The organism is Thiohalorhabdus sp. Cl-TMA, assembly GCF_041821045.1.
Taxonomy (GTDB): Bacteria; Pseudomonadota; Gammaproteobacteria; order Thiohalorhabdales; family Thiohalorhabdaceae; genus Thiohalorhabdus; species Thiohalorhabdus methylotropha.
Genome location: NZ_JBGUAW010000004.1, coordinates 210,231 through 229,290 on the forward strand (window position 1 = coordinate 210,231; position 19,060 = coordinate 229,290).

A 19,060-nucleotide genomic window follows, 5' to 3' on the forward strand; every position below is an offset into this window, starting at 1 on the left:
GGCGCCCCGGAGCATAACGAAATCCCCCCTTGCACTGACAGTCCGACTCCGGCGCTATCCCTCCGGAAGCACCTTCCCCGACTCCAGGGGACGCACGTCGCGATCGCCGATGGCCCGTTGGCACTCAGCGAAAATGCGCTCCTCCTCGCCCGGCATGCGATGTGTGATCCAGATCACAGGCCGGTGGCGAAGCCGGCGCAGGTCCTCGGCCAGCAGGTCCGGCGTGTAGTGGCCGGCTTGCTGGGCCAGCTCCGTGCTCTCGTTGGGGAAGGCGGCCTCCACCAGCAGGTGGTCCAGGCGCGGCCCGCTGTTGAGGGCGTCCCAGAGGACCTCGTTGGTGGAGCAGTCGCCGCTGAAGGCCAGCACGGAAGCGCCGTCGCTCAGGCGGAAGCCCGCGGCCGGCACCACGTGGCGGACGGGCAGCATCTCCACGCGCCGGCCCTCCAGCTCCCGGACCTCGCCGGGCTCCATGGGCTCGAAGCGCACCACGGGCCGCTCCGGGGTGGGCAGGACGGTGAAGTCCGGCCAGATCACCCAGTTGAATATGTACTCGTGCAGGGCCTGCAGGGTGGCCTCGCGGGCGTGGACCACCAGCGGCTCGCGGATGCGCTCGAAGATGGTGTCGATAAGGAGCGGCAGGAAGCCGATGTGATCGAGATGGGAATGGGACAGAAAGATATGGCGGATCCCGGCCATGGAATCGAGGTCCAGCTCCCCCACGCCGGAACCCGCGTCCACCAGGATGTCGTCGTCCAACAGAAAGGATGTGGTATGCGCGCCGTGCTGCACCCCGCCGCTGCAACCGAGCACCCGCAGCTGCATACGGTTCTCCCCGCCCTTGTCGGCCCCCTCTTTCCCGCGACAGGAACCATACCCGGATGCCGCCATGGGGTCTACCCCGCAACGGATCAGGGCACTCCCCAAAAGGACGTGTGGCGGCTACGATAGGCGGGGGCTCCCGGGTTTCGGACCCCCGCCCCCAGTTTCCCTGCGGACATTACCGAGGACGTCCATGGCTGCCTCCACCCAGAAGGAATCCGCGCCGGCCCAGGCGCCCGCCAACAAGCAGGAGTACGAGCGGCGGCTGAACGCCATCTTCCGGCAGATCCACGACGCCAGCAGCTTCGACGAGGCCCTGCCGCACTTGCAGGAGGAGATGCTGGCCCTGCTGCGGGCGGAGCGCATGACGGTCTACCAGCGCGGCCGGCACAACCGCGAGATCGTCTCGCGCTTCAAGACCGGGGACGAGGTGCAGGAGATCCGCGTTCCGGTGGGACCCAGCTCGGTGGCCGGCTACGTGGCCCTCACCAAGAGCCCGCTGCTCATCAGCGACGTCTACGACGCCGACGAGCTCAAGGCCGTCCACGAGGAGCTGGGCTTCGACGCCAGCGTGGACGCGCGCACCGGCTTCCGTACCCGCTCCATGGTGGTGGTGCCCATCATCCACGGCGACGTGCTGCTCGGCGTGCTGCAGATCCTCAACCGCCAGGGCGGCGGCAGCTTCAACAAGACCGACCTGGGCCGCTGTCAGGACCTGGCGCGCATCATCGGCCAGAAGTACCGCTACGATTTCCGCGGCACCCGCGGGCCCTTCGACCACCTGGTGAGCCGCCGCCACATCACCCAGGAGCGCCTGCAGGAGATCCAGCAGGAGGCGGCCAACCGCAAGAGCCCGGTGGTGCAGCTGCTGCTGGAGGAGGAAGAGCTGCCGCCGGCGGTGGTGGGGGAATCCCTGGAGCACTACTACCAGGTGCCCTACATGCCCTACGACCCGGACATCGAGCCCCCCGAGGAGCTGCTCGGCCGGTTCAAGCGGAGCTACCTGCGCAACAACCTCATCGCGCCGGTGGCGGTGGAGGGCAGCACCGTCACGCTGCTCCTGGACAACCCCAACGACACCAACCGCATCCTGGAGCTGCAGTCCTTCCTCTCCGGCTACAACTTCGACATCCGCGTCAGCCTCCCCGACGAGATCCTCCGCTACCTGGGCGCCAAGGTGGAGACCAAGGGGCCCGACCACAACCTGGAGGCTCTGGTCGGCCGACTCGCCGAAGGGGACGTGGAGGACGACCTGGACGAGGCGGGCGACGAGGGGCTGGTGGACGAGAACGAGCCCACCGTGGTCCAGGTGGTGAACCGGCTCATCGTCGACGCCCACCAGCTCGGCGCCAGCGACATCCACATCGAGCCGGGCAAGGGCAACGACCCGGCGGCGGTGCGCATGCGCGTGGACGGGGTCTGCCGCACGGTGCTCAACATCCCGGCCAGCCACATCCAAGCGGTGCTGGCCCGCATCAAGATCATGTCGCGCCTGGACATCGCCGAGCGGCGCAAGCCGCAGGACGGCAAGATCTCCGTGAAGCTCCAGGGCCAGCCCCTGGAGCTGCGTGTGGCCACCGTGCCCACCGTGAACGGCGAGAGCGCCGTGATGCGGCTGCTGGCCTCGGGCGGCGCCCTGCCCTTCGACAAGCTGAACTTCCAGCCCTGGAACCACGAGCACATCCAGGAGCTGATCTCCCATCCGCACGGGCTGTTCCTGGTGGTGGGCCCCACCGGCTCCGGCAAGACCACCACGCTCCACGGCGTGCTCGGCGAGCTGAACACGCCCGAGCGCAAGATCTGGACCGCCGAGGACCCGGTGGAGATCACGCAGAAGGGCCTGCAGCAGGTGCAGGTGCAGCCCAAGATCGGCTTCGACTTCGCGGCCGCCCTGCGCTCCTTCCTGCGCGCCGACCCCGACGTCATCCTCATCGGCGAGGTGCGCGACAAAGAGACCGCGGAGAGCGCGGTGGAGGCCTCGCTCACCGGCCACATGGTGTTCTCCACCCTGCACACCAACTCCGCCCCGGAGACCATCACGCGGCTCCTGGACCTGGAGCTGGACCCCATGAACTTCGCCGACTCCCTGCTCGGGGTGCTGGCCCAGCGGCTCATGCGCACCCTGTGCGGCGAGTGCAAGGAGCCCTACACGCCGGACGAGAAGGAGTACGCCAATCTCTCCCACGCCTACGGCGACGAGGCCTTCGAGGAGCTGGGTCTGAAGCGCGAGGAGATCACGCTCTACCGCGCGGTGGGCTGCTCCAAGTGCGGCAACACCGGCTACAAGGGCCGGACCGGCATCCACGAGCTGCTGGTGAGCTCGCCCGACATGCAGAAGACCATCGCCCGCTCCGCCCCGGTGGCGGAGATCCGCGACCTGGCCATGCAGCAGGGCATGCGGACCCTCATGCAGGACGGCATCGCCAAGGTGCTGGCCGGTCAGGCCGACTTCACGCAGCTCCGCAAGGTCACCGCCGAATAGCCGCGGCCTTCCCGGGGGACAACGGCTTTCCGGGAGCGGAGCGCCGCCCCCGTTGTCCAATACAGGGTAAGCCCATGCGGGACATACCCGAGGGGAGGCCGGCAATGCGACCGAACGTCCTGGAGATGAGCATCACGGAGCGACTGGAGGCCTGCCGCGAGCTGCAGGCGCACACTCCCGGCGCCGCCCAGGCGGACTGCGACGAGTGCGCGGAATATCGGCAGGCGGTGTGTAACTTCCCCGACTGGCTGGGCTATCCCTACGAGGTGGAGGAGGAGCGGATCAGCCCGGAGCGCTGAGGCGCGCTAGGTACGGAAGCGCCTTTGTGGTAGCGGCCTCCGGCCGCGACAGGATGCCGGTGGGGCCCGAAGGCGGGACGAGGCCTCCGGGCTCCAAGGGGACCCTGTCCTTCGGACATCCCTTCAGTCGCCCTCCGACCCCGCCCCGCCTTCGAGCACGGCTCTTTCCGGGCCCCACCAGCACGGTCGCGGCCACCGGCTACCCCCCACGGGGCCGCCGCCGAGCGGCCCCTAGCGCACGCCCACGATCCGGCTGACGTCGGCGTAGAAGCGCGCCGCGTCGTCCAGCATGGCCGCCGCCACCCGCGCAACGTGCTCGGGCTCCGGGCTTTCCTCGCCCTCGGCGAGCATGTAGGTGTCCGTGGCGCCGATGGCCAGGACGAAGGGGAAGACCTCCTGGTCGGGGAAATCCTTCCAGGCCGACAGGTATTCGGTGGCCATGCCCAGGAAGTCCTCCAGCTCCTGCTCCGGCAGGGCTTCGCCGCGCAGCCGCCCCCACTGCTCCATGATGTCGCGCAGGTGGTCAACGCCGGACTCGCCGCTGTTCAGGGTCTCGTCCAGGGCGATGAGAATCAGGCCGGCATCCAGGTTGAGGGCATTGCCCAGCTCCTCGGGCGGCTCCCCCTGGTAGGCGTAGAGCCGACCCTGGGCCATGGATTCGAGCCGCTGGTCGAGGGTCTGGGCGATGGTCTCCACCTGATCGGGATAGAGGGGCTCCACCGGCGCCGCTCCCGGAACGTCCTCCTCGTCGCTGACCCGGGTGCGCACCGGAATTTCGGCACCCTGCTCGGTGTGCTCGCCGTACCAGCTGCGCAGGAGGTCGGCGGCTTTGTGCAGGAACGACGTGTCCATCGGCTGCTCCCCTTGCTAAGGTCGGAATGGTGAGGCCCCCGCCGGGTGCCCTCACCCCACAGAATGAACCCTTTGCCCCGCCCGCCAAAGAGGTGGCCTCCCCGGCCCGGGCCGCTCGGCAAGACAACGCCATTACCAGGACCGGAGCAAGAAACCATGAGCGAGACCTTCTGGCTCCTTCTGCTGGCCGCCGTAGTGCTCGCCGTCGCGGTGGGCCCCCTGGCCACGCTGCGCTGCATGGCGCGCATCGAGGCGGCCAAGGCCGCCCGCCGCGAGAAGCAACGGCGTGACGGCGAAAGCGGCGGCGGACCCCCGGGCTGAACGTCCGGGGCCCGGTCCGAACGGCCTTCCCCGCAGCAGGCCCTACCGGGTAGGGTATTCCGTTTATACAAGTTTTTCATGGAGATCGGAAATGTCCAACCGCACCTTCGGACTGGATGACCGGATACACGAGTACCTGCTGGCCCACAACCCCGCCGAGCCGGAGATCCTCACCCGGCTGCGCGAGGAAACGGCGAAGGACCCCAAGCACAACATGCAGATCGCGCCGGAGCAGGGCCACTTCATGGCGCTGCTGGCCAGGCTTATCGGGGTGCGCAGGTACCTGGAGGTGGGCGTCTTCACGGGCTACAGCGCCCTGGCGGTGGGCCTCGCCCTGCCGGAGGACGGCGAGGTGGTGGCCCTGGACAGCAGCCCGGAGTGGACGGACGTGGCGCGCCGCTACTGGGACGAGGCGGGCGTGGGCCACAAGATGCACCTGTACCTCGACGAGGCGGACCGCAGCATGGACACGCTGGTGAATACCGAGGGGCGCTCCAACAGCTTCGACTATGCCTTCATCGACGCCGACAAGGAGAGCTACCCGGTCTACTGGGAGTACTGCCTGGAGCTGGTGCGGCCGGGCGGCCTGATCGCCGTGGACAACGTGCTCCGCTACGGCCGGGTGGCCGATCCGGAATGGGCGGGCGACCCCACCACCGACGCCATCAAGCACTTCAACGAAAAGGTGGCCGCCGACGACCGCGTTGATTTCGCCATGCTGCCCGTGGCCGACGGCATCACCCTGGCCGTCAAGCGCTAGGAGCCCGCCGGACCGCCCGTGGGGGCGGCCTCCGGCCGCGACTTGACGCGGTGCAATCGTAAAAAGCATTCCCCGAAGGGCGGGGCGAGGTCGGAGGGCGACTGAAGGGAAGTCCGAAGGACAGGGTCCCCTTGGAGCCCGGAGGCCTCGCCCCGCCTTTCGGGCCCCGCAAGCATTGTCCCGGCCGGAGACCGCTCCCACGGGGCCTGGCCGGAACAAAAAGGAGCACCCCCGGCCGAGAGGTGCTCCTTCATTCGGCGTCAGCCGGCGCCCTCAGTCGAAGGCGACGCTGCCCGCGGCCCGCTGGAGGCGCTCGGGGGCGATAAGCGCCGGCCGCTCCGGGGCCCGGTCCGGACCGCGCACGGTGGTCATCTCCTTGGGCCGGTTCAGCCGCACGGTACCCGCCCCGTTGCGGATGAACACCCCGGACCCCTCCAGCAGGATCACGTCCAGGGCCTCGGAGAAGTAGAAGCCGCCCCAGAAGTCCGTGCCCCGCACGCCCACCGTGGCGACCCGGGTCTTCATCAGGATCTGGCCGCCCTTGTCCGTGATGGCCCCGGTAACCGCCCGGAACACGCCCTCCAGCAGGCGGAAGACCCCTTCGGGCGGCTTTTCCCCGTCCCGCCCGGTACGGTACCGCTCGACCCGGAATACGGTATCCGCCCCGAGCGTCAGGACGGTGCCGTCGCGCATCCGGATCTTGGCGCGCGCCCCGGGGCCGGTGCGGAGGGCGGCGCCCCGGTTCACGGCGTCCCCCCGGGAGAGGGCTCGCGCGCCGTCCTCCCCGTCCAGGGTGACGGTACCCTGGGTGCGCAGGACCACGCCGTCGGGCTCTGCCTGGGCCCAGGCGGGAACCAGCATCAGCAGGAGCAGCGCGGCGCGCCACAGCATGCCGGGCTTCATGGGCTCTTCCTTTGGGGGCGGCGCGATTGCACGGGGCGGACTAGCCGCGTCCGGCGGCCCGCTCGAAGCTCTCCAGCAGGCTGGAGCCCAGCTTCTTGCCGAGGCCCTCGGCGAGCTTGCCCACGGCACGGTCGGAGGCCACGCCGGCATCCACGGAGCCGGCCTTGACCCGCTCCTGGAACTCGTCGATGACGTTTCCGCCGCGGTCCAGAACAGTGACGTTGCCGTCGGCGAAGACGAAGGTGCGATCGTCCCGGTTCACCGTTCGCAGGCCAGCCTCGTAGCGCAGGGTAAGGTCGCCGCTGCCGCCTTCCCGCACCTGGACCCCCTCGTTGCTGAGCGCCTTGCGCAGCGTGGAATCCATCTTGCGGGTGCTCTCGCCCCGCGGCTGCAGCACCACCACCAGGGAGTCCAGCAGGCCCGCGATGCGGCTTTCCAGGTCCCGGAACTCCGCCGGCAGCCGGTGCCCGGGGTCCATGGTGGCCACAAGCTGCAGCTTGCGCAGGAGCTCCTTACGCTCCGCCAGCAGGGGCAGCGCCGGCATGAGCGCCTTGAGCCGGTCCAGGCGCGCGCCGCCGCTATCGCGCTCGGCCACCTCGGCGATGCGGGCGTCCAGGTCCTCGATGCGGCTGGCCAGGTTCAGCTCCGCCTGGCTGCGGTTGAGCTTCACCAGGGCGTAGGCCATGCCCTCGGACCGGTTTACGTGGGTCTCGGCCACCTTGATGTTGGTGAGCTCCGTCTCGCGGACCTTGCTGCGGGCGGTATCCATCACCGAGCGGGTGATGCTGCTGTCGCCGTCGGCGGTGGTGCGGCTGGCCTTGGTGACCGTCTCCCCGGACACGGTCACCTCCAGGCGCTTGAGCAGCTCGCGCCGGGCCTGGTCCTGGGCCTGCGTCAGGGCGGAGGCGGGGTCCGCGTAGACGCGCGCCGAGCCCACGCCGTAGGCGAAGCCGTCGCCGCTCGGCGGGGAGGTCACCCACTGCGGAAGCTCCGAGGATCCCCCGGAAGAGGCGGAGCCGCCCACATCGGGACCACCGCCGAAACAGCCCGCCAGGACCAGGGCCGACAGGCCCGCCGCCAGCGTGCCCAGAAACGTTCTGACCTGCATGCGAATCCCCTTTTCCGGGCTCCCGCCCGGATTGCCGGCCGGCGGCGTCATTCCGCGCCGGCCTCGCCGAACCAAAACGGTTGGAGTCTCCTCGGACCCCAACCGCCTGTTTTCAGCCGATTCCGATTCCACCCGGCGCTAGAAGAAGCCACCCTTCTCGGCGACCTTCTTGATCTTCTTCTGGCCGTACCAGACCTCCTGGGTGGTGGTCATGTCCACCAGATTGAGGTCCACCTGGTAGAAGGTCACCCGGGTGCCGTCGGCCTGCTGCACCGTGGAGTTGATGCTGCCGGCCAGGGCGAAGTCGGCGCCGGTCTCGGCGCCCATCTCGGCGCGGGTGTCCTCGGAGGCGTAGATGTCCTGCTCCTTGCGCTCCTCGCGGACCTCCTCCCGGGCGGCGCCGCCGGACACGAACTCCACCTGGCCGTTGCGCAGCATGGCGCGCTTCAGGTCGTTGATGAAGGTGTCCGTGGGAATGTGCTCATGGGACTTGTTGCGGACGGTCTTGATGATCACCCGCGGCATCCGGTCGTGCTTCTGGTTCCACTTCTCCAGCCAGGGGAAGCTGACCATGTCCTTGATCATCTGCTTGGCCACCAGCTTGGAGTCGGTGGAGTTCCACTTGTCGGTGACGTCGATCTGCTTGTTGGCGCCCACCCGGGAGACCTGGGTGCCGCCGCAGGCGGTCAGGCCAGTGGCCACCACGGCGGCCATCAGGAGGCCGGCGGCGGTTTTATAGGCGTGCTCTTTGTTCATCTGAGAAATCCCCTCTTGGATCAGTTGGAAGCCGTTTTCATGTCGGATTCGCGGTCCGGCCGCTCCTGGGTGCGGTCGATGGTGCGGCGCACCCAGACGCGGACCTCCCCGGGCGCCAGCTCGAAGTCACGGCCGGTCCGGGCCATCCTGCTGCCGTTCTGAGTCAGGGTGGTCAGCTCCAGGTGATGCTTGCCGGGCTCAACCGCCACGCGCATGAGCCGGATGCCGTAGGGCAGCGTCAGCCAGTTGCGGGTCTCCGCGGCGCTGCTCCCGGAGGCCAGGAGCTTGCCGGCCAGGCTGCCCAGGCCTTCTCCGCCGCCCAGGGCCGAGCTCACCATGCCGCCCGCCTCGGACCCGGCCACGTTCTTCAGGGTAGCGCGGGCCAGGGCGTTGTAGAGGTCGCTGCTGGCGTTGAGAAGCTGCTCCTGCATGGTGAGCTGCGCCAGGGACTCCGCATCCAGGAGCTGTCCGGCGTCCTCGCCGTCCACCAGCAGCCGGGTGCCGTTGGCGGCGGTTCGGAGCGGCGAGTAGTAGGGCACGGTAACCCGGATACCGGTGCTGCCCAGGGTCTGGGGAATCTTGAGCTGCTCCGCCACGTCCCAGGCCGGGCCGAGGGGCACGGTCTTGCTGGTGAAATTGCGCGCCACCCCGTAGAGGCCGCCCTCCCGGTAGCCGTTCAGCAGGTCCAGCACCCCCTTGTCGCCGTAGAGGAGGAAGAACCAGCTGAGCTGGTCCTTCTCCTCCATGCCGTCGCCGGTGAGCACCGGCCGCAGCAGCAGCGACTGCTGCTGGGGAAGGGCCGTGAGCCGCAGGTTCAGCTCCTTGCGCTGGGGCACCATGCCCAGGTGCTGGATCACCAGGATCTGGGCGGTCTCGTCGTCGTAGCGGTCCAGCCGGGCCCGGCGCGACTCGGACAGCTTTTCCTCGGCGAGGCGCGGCCACTCGCCCTCCCAGCCGCCGCTGCGCCGCATCATGCGGATGGCGTCGAACCAGGCCTGCTCCGCCATGCCGCCGCCCAGGTGGTACTGCTTGGTGTAGCCCTCCTCGTACAGCTCGGCGGCCTTCTGGTAGGAGATGCGCGCGTCGTCGAGGTTGCCGCGCTTCTCGTACAGCACCCCGGCCAGGTAGCGGGCGTAGGCGTCCTCGCGGAAGACCAGCCACTCCTCGTCCAGCCAGTTGCCCTGGAACTTCTGGAAGAGATCGAGGAGCTTGGTGAAGGTCTTCTCCTCCTTGTCCTTGACGTCCTTGTAGTTGCCCTTGTCGAAGGAGATGGTGGACAGGGTGTTATCCAGGCGCCGGACCTCCACCCCGGCCTTCTCCAGGTGCTCGTCCCGGACCCGCTCCTGCTTCGCCTGCTGGGCGAGCATCAGGTAGTTGAGGGCCTTGTAGTAGCTGATGTAGACGCGCTCCACATCGCTGCCCATGTAGGTCATTTCGCGGGGGCTGACCATGGCGGCGGCCAGATAGTCCTCGGCCTGCTTGGAGCGCAGACTGTCCGCCAGGTCGTGGGCCTGCTCCAGGTGCTTGTTGCTCTTCTCGTAGCTGCCCGCCAGGTGGTGGATGGTGCCGAGCTCCAGGTGGTAGAGGAGCTGGTCGTCTCCGGTGGGATCGAGGCTCTTCTGTACGCTCTTGTCGGCTTTCTCGTACTTGCCCTGCTCAACCTGGACCAGGGCCTTGTTCATTCCCTCTCCGTAGGTCGCACAGCCAGCCAGCAGTGTCATGGCCGCCCATGCCAACCCCAGACGGAGCGCCCGTGCCGTCATGGTGTTCCCCGTGTTCAGACCGATGTGCCCCCTTTTTGGCCGGTGGCCCCGCCTGTCTGTCCCGAAATTTCGCAATTCCCCGGGCCAGGGCGGGATTGTCCGGCATCCCCGGCAAGAATACTGACAATTCTCTTATGGATGCGCAATAGCTTCCCGTGGCGCCGAGGACGCGGGAGTGACGCACCGCACACGGAACGGGAGCGGAAGGGCTTGCGGGGAAGTAGCTCAGGCGTTAACCCGGGCGGACCACTGGACGATGTGGCCCGGACCGAACCAGCCGCCGATGTGGTCGAGCACCGCCTCCACGCGCTCCGGGGCGTCGAAGAACTCCACCACCAGGGGCAGATCGAAGGCGATGTCCACCAGGGACTGGCCGTGGACCTTCCCCGACCGCCCGAAGCCGGCGGTGCCGCGGAAGACGGTCACGCCCATGACCTGCTCGCGGTCGTGGAGGTGCTCCAGCAGGCGGTCGAGGAGGCGGTCGCCCTCGGTCAGGTAGATGCGGACCATGGTGACATCGGTATGGGTCATAGCTTGCGCCCCGCGGAGACACCGATCCAGACGGCGAGCAGGCAGAGGGCCAGGTTGGCGGCCAGGTTCCCCGCCGCCTTCAGACGGGAGCCGCCCTCCAGGAGGTTCAGGGTCTCCATGGAGAAGGTGGAGAAGGTGGTGAAGGCGCCGAGCAGCCCCACCAGCACCGCCGCCCGGACCTCGGGGCCCATCCCGGCGCGGTCCAGCAGCACCACGGAGAGGAAGCCCATGAGCAGGCTGCCGAGCGCGTTCACGGCGAGGGTGCCGTAGGGGAAGCCGGTGCCCAGCAGGCCGTGCATGCCCGCTGCCACCCAGTAGCGGAGCAGGGCGCCGACGGCGCCGCCGGCGGCGATGGCGAGGGAGTGGGTCAAGAGGCGTTCCTGTATCGCGGTTTCCGATGCGCCGGGCGCGGCGGACGTCCCTCGCCGGGAGGAAGCCGGCGCCCGTCGCGGCCGGAGGCCGCTCTCACAAAGGCCCGGCACCCCTTGCGGGTGGCGGCTGGAGGTTTTGTCGTGGCAGCCGCTCCCACTAGGGGCCGGGTGGCAAGGGAGCCCTGTGGGAGGGGCCTCCCGGCCGCGACATCTCAGGCCCCGCCCTCCTCCAGCCAGACCAGGGTGGCCATGCGGCCGGTCTGTCCATCCCGGCGGTGGCTGAAGAAGCGGTCCCCGTCCGAGAAGGTACAGAATCCGCCGCCGGAGATACAGTGCGGCGGGACGCCGAGGCGCTTGAGCCGCTGGCTGGCCAGGATGTAGAGGTTGGCGAGCCAGCGGTCGTTCCGGGCGTGGAAAGCGCGGCGGTCCTCGTCCGCGCCGGCCAGGAAGGCCTCGCGCACCTCCGCGCCCACCTCGAAGGCGTCCGGACCGATGGCCGGGCCGAGATAGGCGTGGATCCGCTCCGGGCTCCCCAGCGCGCGCACCGCCTCGTCCACCACTCCGGCGGCGAGACCGCGCCAGCCGGCATGGGCCACCGCCGCGGCGGCGCCGTCGGCCCTAGCCAGCACCACCGGCAGGCAGTCGGCGGTGAGCACCACCCCCACCGCGCCGGGGCCCTCCACCACCGCCGCGTCGGCCTCCGCGTCGGCGGCGCCTTCCGGCTCGGCGCGGGTGCAGCGGGTACCATGGACCTGCGCCGTCCAGGCGGGCTCCGCGGGCAAGCACAGCCCTTCCCGGAGACGGCGTCGGTTCTCCGCCACCGCCTCCGCATCGTCGCCCACGTGAAGCGCCAGATTGAAGGATTCGAAGGGCGGCGCGCTAACCCCGCCGGTCCGCGTGGTGACGAAGGTGCGGACATTGGGCGGCGCGGTCCAGTGGGGCTCGAATCCGGATACGGCGGTCATGTTGCGCTGTCCTCCAGGATGGCCAGCAGCCGTGCCATATCCGCCGGGGGCGGCTGCTCCCAGGTCAGCTGCTGGCCGGTGACGGGGTGGCTGAGGGTGAGGCGGCCGGCATGCAGGGCCTGCCGCGAGAATCCGCCCACGAAGGCCCGCCCCGCCTCGTCGAGCCCGCCCGGGAACCGGCGCTTGCCGCCGTACAGGGGGTCGCCGAGCACCGGATGGCCGATGTGCGCCATGTGCACCCGGACCTGGTGGGTACGGCCGGTCTCCAGGCGTGCCTCGATGCGCGTGGCGCCGGCATAGCGCCGCTCGACACGGTAATGGGTGAGCGCGTGCTTGCCCGCTTCCACCACGGCGAATTTGGTGCGGTGGCGGGGATGGCGGCCTATCGGGGCCTCCACGTGGCCGCCGCTGGTGATCTCCCCCTGCACCACCGCCAGATAGCGGCGGTCCACGGCGTGCTCCTTGAACTGTGCCACCAGGCGCTCCCGGGCATGAGGCGTACGCGCCACCACCAGCAGCCCGGAGGTGTCGCGGTCCAGGCGGTGGACGATGCCCGCCCGCTCCACCCCGGCCAGCTCCGGAAAGCGGTACAGCAGGCCGTTGACCAGGGTGTCCTCCATGTGCCCCGCCGCGGGGTGAACCACCCGCCCGGGGTCCTTGGCCAGGACGATCAGGTGCTCGTCGGCGTGGACCACGTCCAGGGGGACCGGACGGGCCACCCAGGCCTCGTCGCGGTCCTCCGCGGCGGGGGGATCGACCACCACCCACTCGCCGCCCGCCACCCTGGTCTTGGCGGCGGGGCGGCGGCCCTCCAGCACCACGCGGCCCGCCGCCAGCCACTCCTGGATCTCGGCGCGGGAATGGCCGCCGAACAGCCGGGTCAGGGCGCGGTCCAGGCGCTCGCCCCGCCACTCCCGGGGGAGCTGGATGCGGTGCGGAGAAGGGGCGGTTTCGTCGAGGTTTTCCGGGACGTCCACTTTTTCCATGGGCAGGATTCTCGTAAACTGGCCGCTTTCGCCGCTTGCCGGCGGCGTCTTTCCCTGGAGGTTGCACGAGCTCGTCATGCGCCGACTCACGCGAAATCTGGCCGCCCTCCTCGCCGCCCTCCTGCTGGCGGCCGGCTGTAACACCCTGGAAGTCGCCGAAGGGGATTCCCCGGAGGAGATCCTGGCCAAGGCCCGGGAGGCCATGGAGCAGAGGCTCTACTCCCAGGCCATCGACAATTACCAGCGCCTGGAGTCCCTGTACCCCTACAGCCGGCGGGCCATCCAGGCGCAGATCATGACGGCCTACGCCTATTACCTAAAGGGCGACTCGCTGGCGGCGGTGAACGCCGCGGAGCGCTTCATCCGCCTGCACCCCAGCAATCCACACGTGGACTACGCCCTTTACCTCAAGGGCATCGCCCAGTACCAGAAGATCGGCAAGTCGGACCGCGATCCGGAGCCGGCGCGCAAGGCCCTGGAGGCGCTCTCCCAGCTGATCCGCCAGCATCCGGAATCGGAGTACGTGCCCGACGCCCACGCCCGCCTCCGCAAGGTGGACGAGATCCTGGCCGCCCACGAGCTGCACGTGGCCCGATTCTACATGGACCGCGAGGCCTTCCTGGCCGTGGCCAACCGCACCCAGACCATCCTCACCGAGCATCCGGGCACCCCCTCCGTGGAGCCGGCCCTGGCCCTGCTGACGCGCAGCTACGCTGAGCTGCGCCTCGAGGACCTGGCTCGGGACACTCTCGCCATCCTGTCGGAGAACTACCCGGACAGCAGCTATCTGTCCGGGGCCCGCTCCGCGGTGAGCGACCGATTCGGCGAAAGCGCCAACGACAACTGAGCGCCCTGCGGGGCCAACGAGGAGACGCCCGACACCATGTGGGACTTCTTCCAGACCGTCCGCCACCGTCACAGCATCCGTCGCTACCAGAGCGACGTCACCATCGAGCCCGCGGCCCTGCACGGCGTTCTGGAAATGGCCCTGGCCGGGCCGTCCGCCGGCGACAAGCAGGCCTACCACCTGGTGGTGGTCCAGGACGCCGGGCTGCGGCAGCGCATCGCCGAACATTCCGGGGAAGACTTCCTGGCCAAGGCCCCGGTCAACATCGTGGTCTGCTCCGACCCCGAGCTTTCCGCCACCCAATTCGGCGAGCGGGGCCGGGACCTCTTCGCCCTGCAGGACGCCACCATCGCCGCCACCTACATCCAGCTGGCGGCCGTGGCCGAGGGGCTGGGATCGGCCTGGGCCGGGGGCTTCGTGGAGGAGACGCTGCGGGAGATCCTGGAGATTCCCGACCATCTCCATCCCGTGGCGGTGCTGGCGCTCGGTTATCCCGCCGAAATCCCGGAGCCCACGCCGCGCCGCAAGCTGAACGAGCTGGTCTCCTACCGCTAGGAGCCGGCCGGACGCCATTTCCAACCGGGGAGCGAACGGGGAGGCTTGTTTCCGTCCCCCGCCCGGCGGTCGCAGGTCTCCGGTAAAAGCGGTTGCCGGCCGTGCGTTTCCGGATCGTCGCGGCCGGAGGCCGCTCCCACGGAAGCCCCAGGCATCATCCAGCCTTGCGGGAACCATCCGCTTCTTCGGGCTCCGTTCCGGCGGGGCCCGCCGGCACCATTCCCTCTGGTCAGTAACGCGGACCGGAGGGCGCGGAGCCGGATTCCGCCGCCTCAGATGGCGTTGTCGTTCTCCTCGCCGGTGCGGATGCGCACGATGCGCTCCACCGGCGTGACGAAGATCTTGCCGTCGCCGATCTTGCCGCTGCGGGCCGACTCCATGATGGCCTCGATAGCCCGGTCCACCATGTCCTCGGAAAGCACCACCTCGATCTTCACCTTGGGCAGGAAATCCACCACGTACTCCGCACCCCGGTAGAGCTCGGTGTGGCCCTTCTGGCGGCCGAAGCCCTTCACCTCGGTCACCGTCAGCCCGGCGATGCCCATCTCCGACAGCGCCTCGCGGACGTCGTCGAGCTTGAACGGCTTGATGATCGCCTCGATCTTCTTCATGGATAGATCCCTTCTAGAAAAGCGTTAAAGAAAACGCCAAGGCGCCAAGAAGCCAGGAATACGATTAAAACACTTCCATTGGTCCGGCCATTCCGGGGCCCGGGAAGCACCTTCACCAACCCGCCCCCCATTCGGAGAGGTCCGGGCCTTCCCTGACCTTCTCGGTGTCTTGGCGCCTTGGCGTTTTTCCGCCGTTCCTATCCTCTAGAACCTATACTTGTTCGTGATCGGATAGCGCCGATCGGTTCCGAAGCCGCGCGGACTGATGCGCACCCCCGGCGGGGCCTGGCGCCGCTTGTACTCGTTGTTCTCCACCCGGTTCAGCACCTGGCGGACCAGCGCCGGATCGTGGCCGCGTGCGGCGATGGTCTCGGGGGCCAGATCCTCCTCCACGTAGGCGAACAGGATGGCGTCGAGCACCTCGTAGGGCGGCAGGGTGTCGGAGTCCTTCTGGTCCGGGGCCAGCTCGGCCGAGGGCGGCCGGTCGATGATGCGCCGGGGCAGGATCTCCACGTCGCGGTTCACCAGCTCCGCCAGCCGGTACACCACGGTCTTGGGCACGTCCTTGAGCGCCGAGAATCCGCCCACCATGTCCCCGTACAGGGTGGCGTAGCCCATGGACATCTCGCTCTTGTTACCCGTGGCGAGCACCATGAGGTTGCGCTCGTTGGAGATGGCCATGAGCAGGATGCCGCGGGCGCGCGCCTGGATGTTCTCCGCGGCGACGCCGTGCGGGTCGGAGCCGAGCTCCCCGCGCAGGCCGTCCAGGAAGGCCTGGTGGATGTGGTCGATGGAAAGCTCGTGGAGGGCCACGCCGAGGTTGGCCGCCAGGTCGCGCGAATCCTCGCCGGACATATCCGAGGTATAGCGGGAGGGCATGAACACCGCTTCCACCCGGTCCGGCCCCAGGGCATCCACCGCCAGGCACAGGGTCAGGGCGGAGTCGATGCCGCCGGACAGCCCCACCACCACGCCGGGGAAGCCGTTCTTCTCCACGTAATCCCGGATGCCGGTGGTCAGGGCGCCGTAGATACCCTCCTCCTGGCTTTCCGAGGCCAGCACCTCCCGACCGGCGGTCAGCAGGGCGTCCCCCGCGCGCTCCCACTCCGTGACCTGGAGCACCGTCTCGAAGGCCGGCGCCCGATCCACCACGTAGCCCCCGGCATCCACGGCGAAGGAGGCGCCGTCGAACACCAGCTCGTCCTGGCCGCCCACCATGTTCACGTAGGCGACGGGCACCCCCGTCTCGCGGGCGCGGTGGCCGATCTCCTGCTCCCGCTTGTGCAGCTTGGTGTAGTCGTAGGGCGAGGCGTTGAGGTTCACCAGGATGCGGGCGCCGGCGGAAACCGCCCGGGTCATGGGACCGTCGGTCTCCCAGGCGTCCTCGCAGATGGTGACGCCCACCGGCACGCCGTCCAGCTCCACCACGCAGGGCTCGGAGCCGGTAAGGAAATAGCGCTTCTCGTCGAAGACGCCGTAGTTGGGCAGGCGCTGCTTGCGGTAGCGCGCCCGCACCGCCCCAGCCCGCACCCAGCTGGCGGCGTTGTACAGGCCTTCCGCGGCGACTTCGGGATGGCCCACCACCAGGTCCACGTCCTGCACCTGCTGCACCAGCCGGCCCATGGCGCTCTCGCAATCCTCCACGAACTGGCGGTGCAGGAGCAGGTCCTGCGGCGGATACCCCGTGAGGGCCAGCTCCGGGGTCACCACCAGGTCCACTCCCGCCTCCCGGGCACCCTCCAAGGCACCCAGGATGCGGTTCACGTTCCCTTCCAGATCGCCCACCACGGGATCGATCTGGGCCAGGGCGATGCGCAGGGGACGGTCGGTCACAAGCAGCTCCGTTCAGAGGACAGGATCAGATGCGGGAGCGGCGGCCTCGCCGCCATCCGGGGAAGCCGCTCAGGGAAATGCCGCGGCCGGCGACCGCCCTCCGCGGCGATTCGCGCCGTATCAGGCCGTTGCCTCCAGGGCCTCCTTGGCCCGCTGGCCGATCTCCGCCGGGGAGCGGGCGATGGCGATGCCCGCCGCCTCCATGGCGGCGAACTTCTCCTCCGCCGTGCCCTTGCCGCCGGAGATCACCGCGCCGGCATGGCCCATGCGCCGCCCCGGCGGCGCGGTCATGCCGGCGATGTAGCCCACCACGGGCTTGGTCATGCGGGCGCGCACGAACTCGGCGGCCTCCTCCTCGGCGGTGCCGCCGATCTCGCCCACCATGATCACCACCTCCGTCTGCGGATCGGCCTCGAACATGGCCAGCATGTCCACGAAGTCCGATCCGCTGATGGGATCGCCGCCGATGCCCACGCAGGTGGACTGGCCCAGGCCGAGCTGGGTGGTCTGGTAGACCGCCTCGTAGGTGAGCGTCCCCGAGCGCGACACCACGCCCACGCCGCCCGGCGTGTGGATGGCCGCGGGCATGATGCCCACCTTGGACTGGCCGGGGGTGATCACGCCGGGGCAATTCGGGCCGATCAGGCGCGTGGGGCGGTCCTTGAGGTAGGCCTTCACCCGCGTCATGTCCAGCACGGGAATGCCCTCGGTGATGGTGACCACCAGCTCGATGCCGGCGTCCGCCGCCTCCATGACGGCGTCGGCGGCCATGGCGGCGGGGACGTACTGCATGGAAACCGAGGCCCCGGTCTCGCGCACCGCCTGCTCCACGGTGTCGAACACCGGCAGATCCAGGTGGGTCTGGCCGCCCTTGCCGGGGGTCACGCCGCCCACCATGCGGGTGCCGTAGTCGATGGCCTGCCGCGAGTGGAAGGTCCCCTGCTCGCCGGTGAAGCCCTGGCAGATGACCTTGCTGTCCTTGTCGACGAGGATGCTCATGCCGCGCCCTTTCCGGCGGTAACCGCCTTCTCCGCCGCGTCCGCCAGGGTGGTGGCGGTGATCAGGTCGAGGCCGCTGTCCTGGAGCAGCTTGCGGCCCTGCTCCACGTTGGTGCCCTCCAGCCGCACCACCAGCGGCACGTTCAGGGCCACCTCCTGGACCGCGGCGATGATGCCTTCGGCGATGACGTCGCAGCGGACGATGCCGCCGAAGATGTTGATGAGGATGGCCTCCACGTTCTCGTCGGAGAGCAGGATCTTGAAGGCCGCGGTCACCCGCTCCACGGAGGTCCCGCCGCCCACGTCGAGGAAGTTAGCCGGCTCGCCGCCGTAGAGCTTGATGATGTCCATGGTGGCCATGGCCAGGCCGGCACCGTTGACCATGCAGCCGATGTTGCCCTCCAGGGCGATGTAGTTGAGCCCGTGGGCGGTGGCCTCGTGCTCCTTGGGCTCCTCCTCGTTGGGATCGCGCAGCTCGGTGAGGTCCTTGTGGCGGATCAGCCCGTTGTCGTCGAGGTTGAACTTGGCGTCCAGGGCCAGCAGATTGCCCTCGTCGGTGAGCACCAGGGGGTTGAGCTCCACCAGCGAGGCGTCCTTGTCCACGAAGGCGCGGTACAGGGCCATCAGGATCTTGGTGAACTGGCGCACCTGGGCCCAGTCCATGCCGAGCCCGAAGCCCAGCTTGCGCGCCTGGAAGGGCTGCAGGCCCACGGCGGGGTCCACGGTCACCCGGAGGATCTTCTCCGGATTGGTACGGGCCACCTCCTCGATCTCCACGCCGCCCTCGCTGGAGACCATGAAGACGATGGAGTCCACGTGACGGTCCACCACCGCGCCCACGTAGAACTCCTGGGTGAAGCCGTAGGCCTTCTCCACCAGCAGCCGGCGCACCAGCCGGCCCTTGGCCCCGGTCTGCTCGGTGACCAGGGTGTGCTCCATGAGGCCGTCGGCGCGCTCGCGCACCTCGTCCAGGGAATCGGCGAGCTGCACCCCGCCCGCCTTGCCCCGACCCCCGGCATGGACCTGGGCCTTCACCGCCCAGCGGTCGCCGCCCAGATGCTCGGCGGCGTCCACCGCCTCGGCGACGGTGAAGGCCGGCCGCCCGGCAGGCACGGGCACGCCGTGCTCCTCCAGGATGGCCTTGGCTTGGTATTCGTGAATCAGCATCTAGCACCCCGGTTTGCAATTTCGGGAATCATTCCATCCGTCCGGCGGATGCGAAAGCCCTGTAAAAACATAGCCCCTGTGGGAGCGGCCTCCGGCCGCGCCACTGTATGGGGACGCGGCGGCGCTGAGCGGA

20 protein-coding genes are annotated in these 19,060 nt (G+C 69.2%); 6 read left to right on the top strand and 14 right to left on the bottom strand.

Annotated elements, in window-relative coordinates; genetic code table 11:
* Positions 1-54 precede the first annotated feature (54 nt).
* The gene (locus tag ACERLL_RS07145) at positions 55-822 is read right to left on the bottom strand and encodes an MBL fold metallo-hydrolase (RefSeq protein WP_373655381.1); all 768 of its coding nucleotides are present in this window, start codon (positions 820-822) and stop codon (positions 55-57) included.
* Between the two features lie 190 nt (positions 823-1,012).
* Between ACERLL_RS07145 and ACERLL_RS07150 the strand changes: the two genes are divergently transcribed.
* Together ACERLL_RS07150 and ACERLL_RS07155 are read left to right on the top strand one after the other, a co-directional pair.
* A complete protein-coding gene (locus ACERLL_RS07150) occupies positions 1,013-3,301 on the top strand; it encodes a GspE/PulE family protein (protein ID WP_373655382.1) in 2,289 nt (762 codons plus the stop codon).
* A gap of 104 nt (positions 3,302-3,405) precedes the next feature.
* Positions 3,406-3,600 carry a hypothetical protein gene (locus ACERLL_RS07155; RefSeq protein WP_373655383.1) on the top strand — a complete coding sequence of 65 codons (195 nt, stop codon included), beginning with the start codon at positions 3,406-3,408 and terminating at the stop codon, positions 3,598-3,600.
* A 231-nt stretch (positions 3,601-3,831) separates the two neighbouring features.
* On the opposite strand, the gene ACERLL_RS07160 is transcribed toward ACERLL_RS07155, so the two are convergent.
* Positions 3,832-4,452, bottom strand: a complete 621-nt coding sequence (locus tag ACERLL_RS07160) for a hypothetical protein (RefSeq protein ID WP_373655384.1) — start codon at positions 4,450-4,452, stop codon at positions 3,832-3,834.
* A 156-nt stretch (positions 4,453-4,608) separates the two neighbouring features.
* Here ACERLL_RS07160 and ACERLL_RS07165 point away from each other — a divergent pair, with 156 nt between their 5' ends.
* Together ACERLL_RS07165 and ACERLL_RS07170 are read left to right on the top strand one after the other, a co-directional pair.
* Positions 4,609-4,773: a hypothetical protein gene (locus tag ACERLL_RS07165; protein WP_373655385.1), complete on the top strand. Its 165-nt coding sequence runs from the start codon at positions 4,609-4,611 to the stop codon at positions 4,771-4,773.
* Between the two features lie 91 nt (positions 4,774-4,864).
* Positions 4,865-5,533, top strand: coding sequence for a class I SAM-dependent methyltransferase (locus tag ACERLL_RS07170; protein WP_373655386.1), 669 nt, complete (start codon positions 4,865-4,867; stop codon positions 5,531-5,533).
* 273 nt (positions 5,534-5,806) lie between these two features.
* Here the strand turns inward: ACERLL_RS07170 and ACERLL_RS07175 are convergent, their stop codons facing one another.
* The 8 genes from ACERLL_RS07175 to ACERLL_RS07210 form a co-directional block, all read right to left on the bottom strand.
* Positions 5,807-6,436 carry a FecR family protein gene (locus ACERLL_RS07175; protein WP_373655387.1) on the bottom strand — a complete coding sequence of 210 codons (630 nt, stop codon included), beginning with the start codon at positions 6,434-6,436 and terminating at the stop codon, positions 5,807-5,809.
* A 40-nt stretch (positions 6,437-6,476) separates the two neighbouring features.
* On the bottom strand, positions 6,477-7,544 hold the full coding sequence (locus tag ACERLL_RS07180) for a hypothetical protein (protein ID WP_373655388.1): 1,068 nt from the start codon (positions 7,542-7,544) through the stop codon (positions 6,477-6,479).
* A 138-nt stretch (positions 7,545-7,682) separates the two neighbouring features.
* Positions 7,683-8,300, bottom strand: coding sequence for a penicillin-binding protein activator LpoB (locus ACERLL_RS07185; RefSeq protein ID WP_373655389.1), 618 nt, complete (start codon positions 8,298-8,300; stop codon positions 7,683-7,685).
* A gap of 20 nt (positions 8,301-8,320) precedes the next feature.
* Positions 8,321-9,982 (bottom strand): COG3014 family protein, encoded by a 1,662-nt coding sequence (locus tag ACERLL_RS07190; protein WP_373655390.1) that lies wholly within the window; start codon positions 9,980-9,982, stop codon positions 8,321-8,323.
* Positions 9,983-10,288: 306 nt separating this feature from the next.
* Complete coding sequence (locus ACERLL_RS07195) at positions 10,289-10,594, bottom strand: DUF190 domain-containing protein (RefSeq protein WP_373655391.1); 306 nt, start codon at positions 10,592-10,594, stop codon at positions 10,289-10,291.
* Entirely contained in the window at positions 10,591-10,965 is a 375-nt protein-coding gene (gene crcB, locus ACERLL_RS07200) for a fluoride efflux transporter CrcB (RefSeq protein WP_373655392.1), read from the bottom strand. The genes ACERLL_RS07195 and crcB overlap by 4 nt, the downstream gene beginning before the upstream one ends.
* 212 nt (positions 10,966-11,177) lie before the next feature.
* The gene (gene pgeF / locus ACERLL_RS07205; RefSeq protein WP_373655393.1) at positions 11,178-11,930 is read right to left on the bottom strand and encodes a peptidoglycan editing factor PgeF; all 753 of its coding nucleotides are present in this window, start codon (positions 11,928-11,930) and stop codon (positions 11,178-11,180) included.
* On the bottom strand, positions 11,927-12,916 hold the full coding sequence (locus ACERLL_RS07210; protein ID WP_373655394.1) for an RluA family pseudouridine synthase: 990 nt from the start codon (positions 12,914-12,916) through the stop codon (positions 11,927-11,929). The genes pgeF and ACERLL_RS07210 overlap by 4 nt, the downstream gene beginning before the upstream one ends.
* 76 nt (positions 12,917-12,992) lie before the next feature.
* On the opposite strand from ACERLL_RS07210, the gene ACERLL_RS07215 reads away from it, so the two are divergent.
* Positions 12,993-13,763, top strand: coding sequence for an outer membrane protein assembly factor BamD (locus tag ACERLL_RS07215; protein ID WP_373655395.1), 771 nt, complete (start codon positions 12,993-12,995; stop codon positions 13,761-13,763).
* A 36-nt stretch (positions 13,764-13,799) separates the two neighbouring features.
* Positions 13,800-14,318, top strand: coding sequence for a nitroreductase family protein (locus ACERLL_RS07220; RefSeq protein ID WP_373655396.1), 519 nt, complete (start codon positions 13,800-13,802; stop codon positions 14,316-14,318).
* A 272-nt stretch (positions 14,319-14,590) separates the two neighbouring features.
* Here the strand turns inward: ACERLL_RS07220 and ACERLL_RS07225 are convergent, their stop codons facing one another.
* The 4 genes from ACERLL_RS07225 to sucC form a co-directional block, all read right to left on the bottom strand.
* The gene (locus ACERLL_RS07225; protein WP_373655397.1) at positions 14,591-14,929 is read right to left on the bottom strand and encodes a P-II family nitrogen regulator; all 339 of its coding nucleotides are present in this window, start codon (positions 14,927-14,929) and stop codon (positions 14,591-14,593) included.
* Between the two features lie 204 nt (positions 14,930-15,133).
* The gene (locus tag ACERLL_RS07230; protein WP_373655398.1) at positions 15,134-16,762 is read right to left on the bottom strand and encodes an NAD+ synthase; all 1,629 of its coding nucleotides are present in this window, start codon (positions 16,760-16,762) and stop codon (positions 15,134-15,136) included.
* 120 nt (positions 16,763-16,882) lie between these two features.
* Complete coding sequence (gene sucD / locus ACERLL_RS07235) at positions 16,883-17,761, bottom strand: succinate--CoA ligase subunit alpha (RefSeq protein ID WP_373655399.1); 879 nt, start codon at positions 17,759-17,761, stop codon at positions 16,883-16,885.
* Positions 17,758-18,927 (bottom strand): ADP-forming succinate--CoA ligase subunit beta, encoded by a 1,170-nt coding sequence (sucC, locus tag ACERLL_RS07240; protein ID WP_373655400.1) that lies wholly within the window; start codon positions 18,925-18,927, stop codon positions 17,758-17,760. Before sucC ends, sucD begins: the two co-directional genes overlap by 4 nt.
* Positions 18,928-19,060 lie beyond the last annotated feature (133 nt).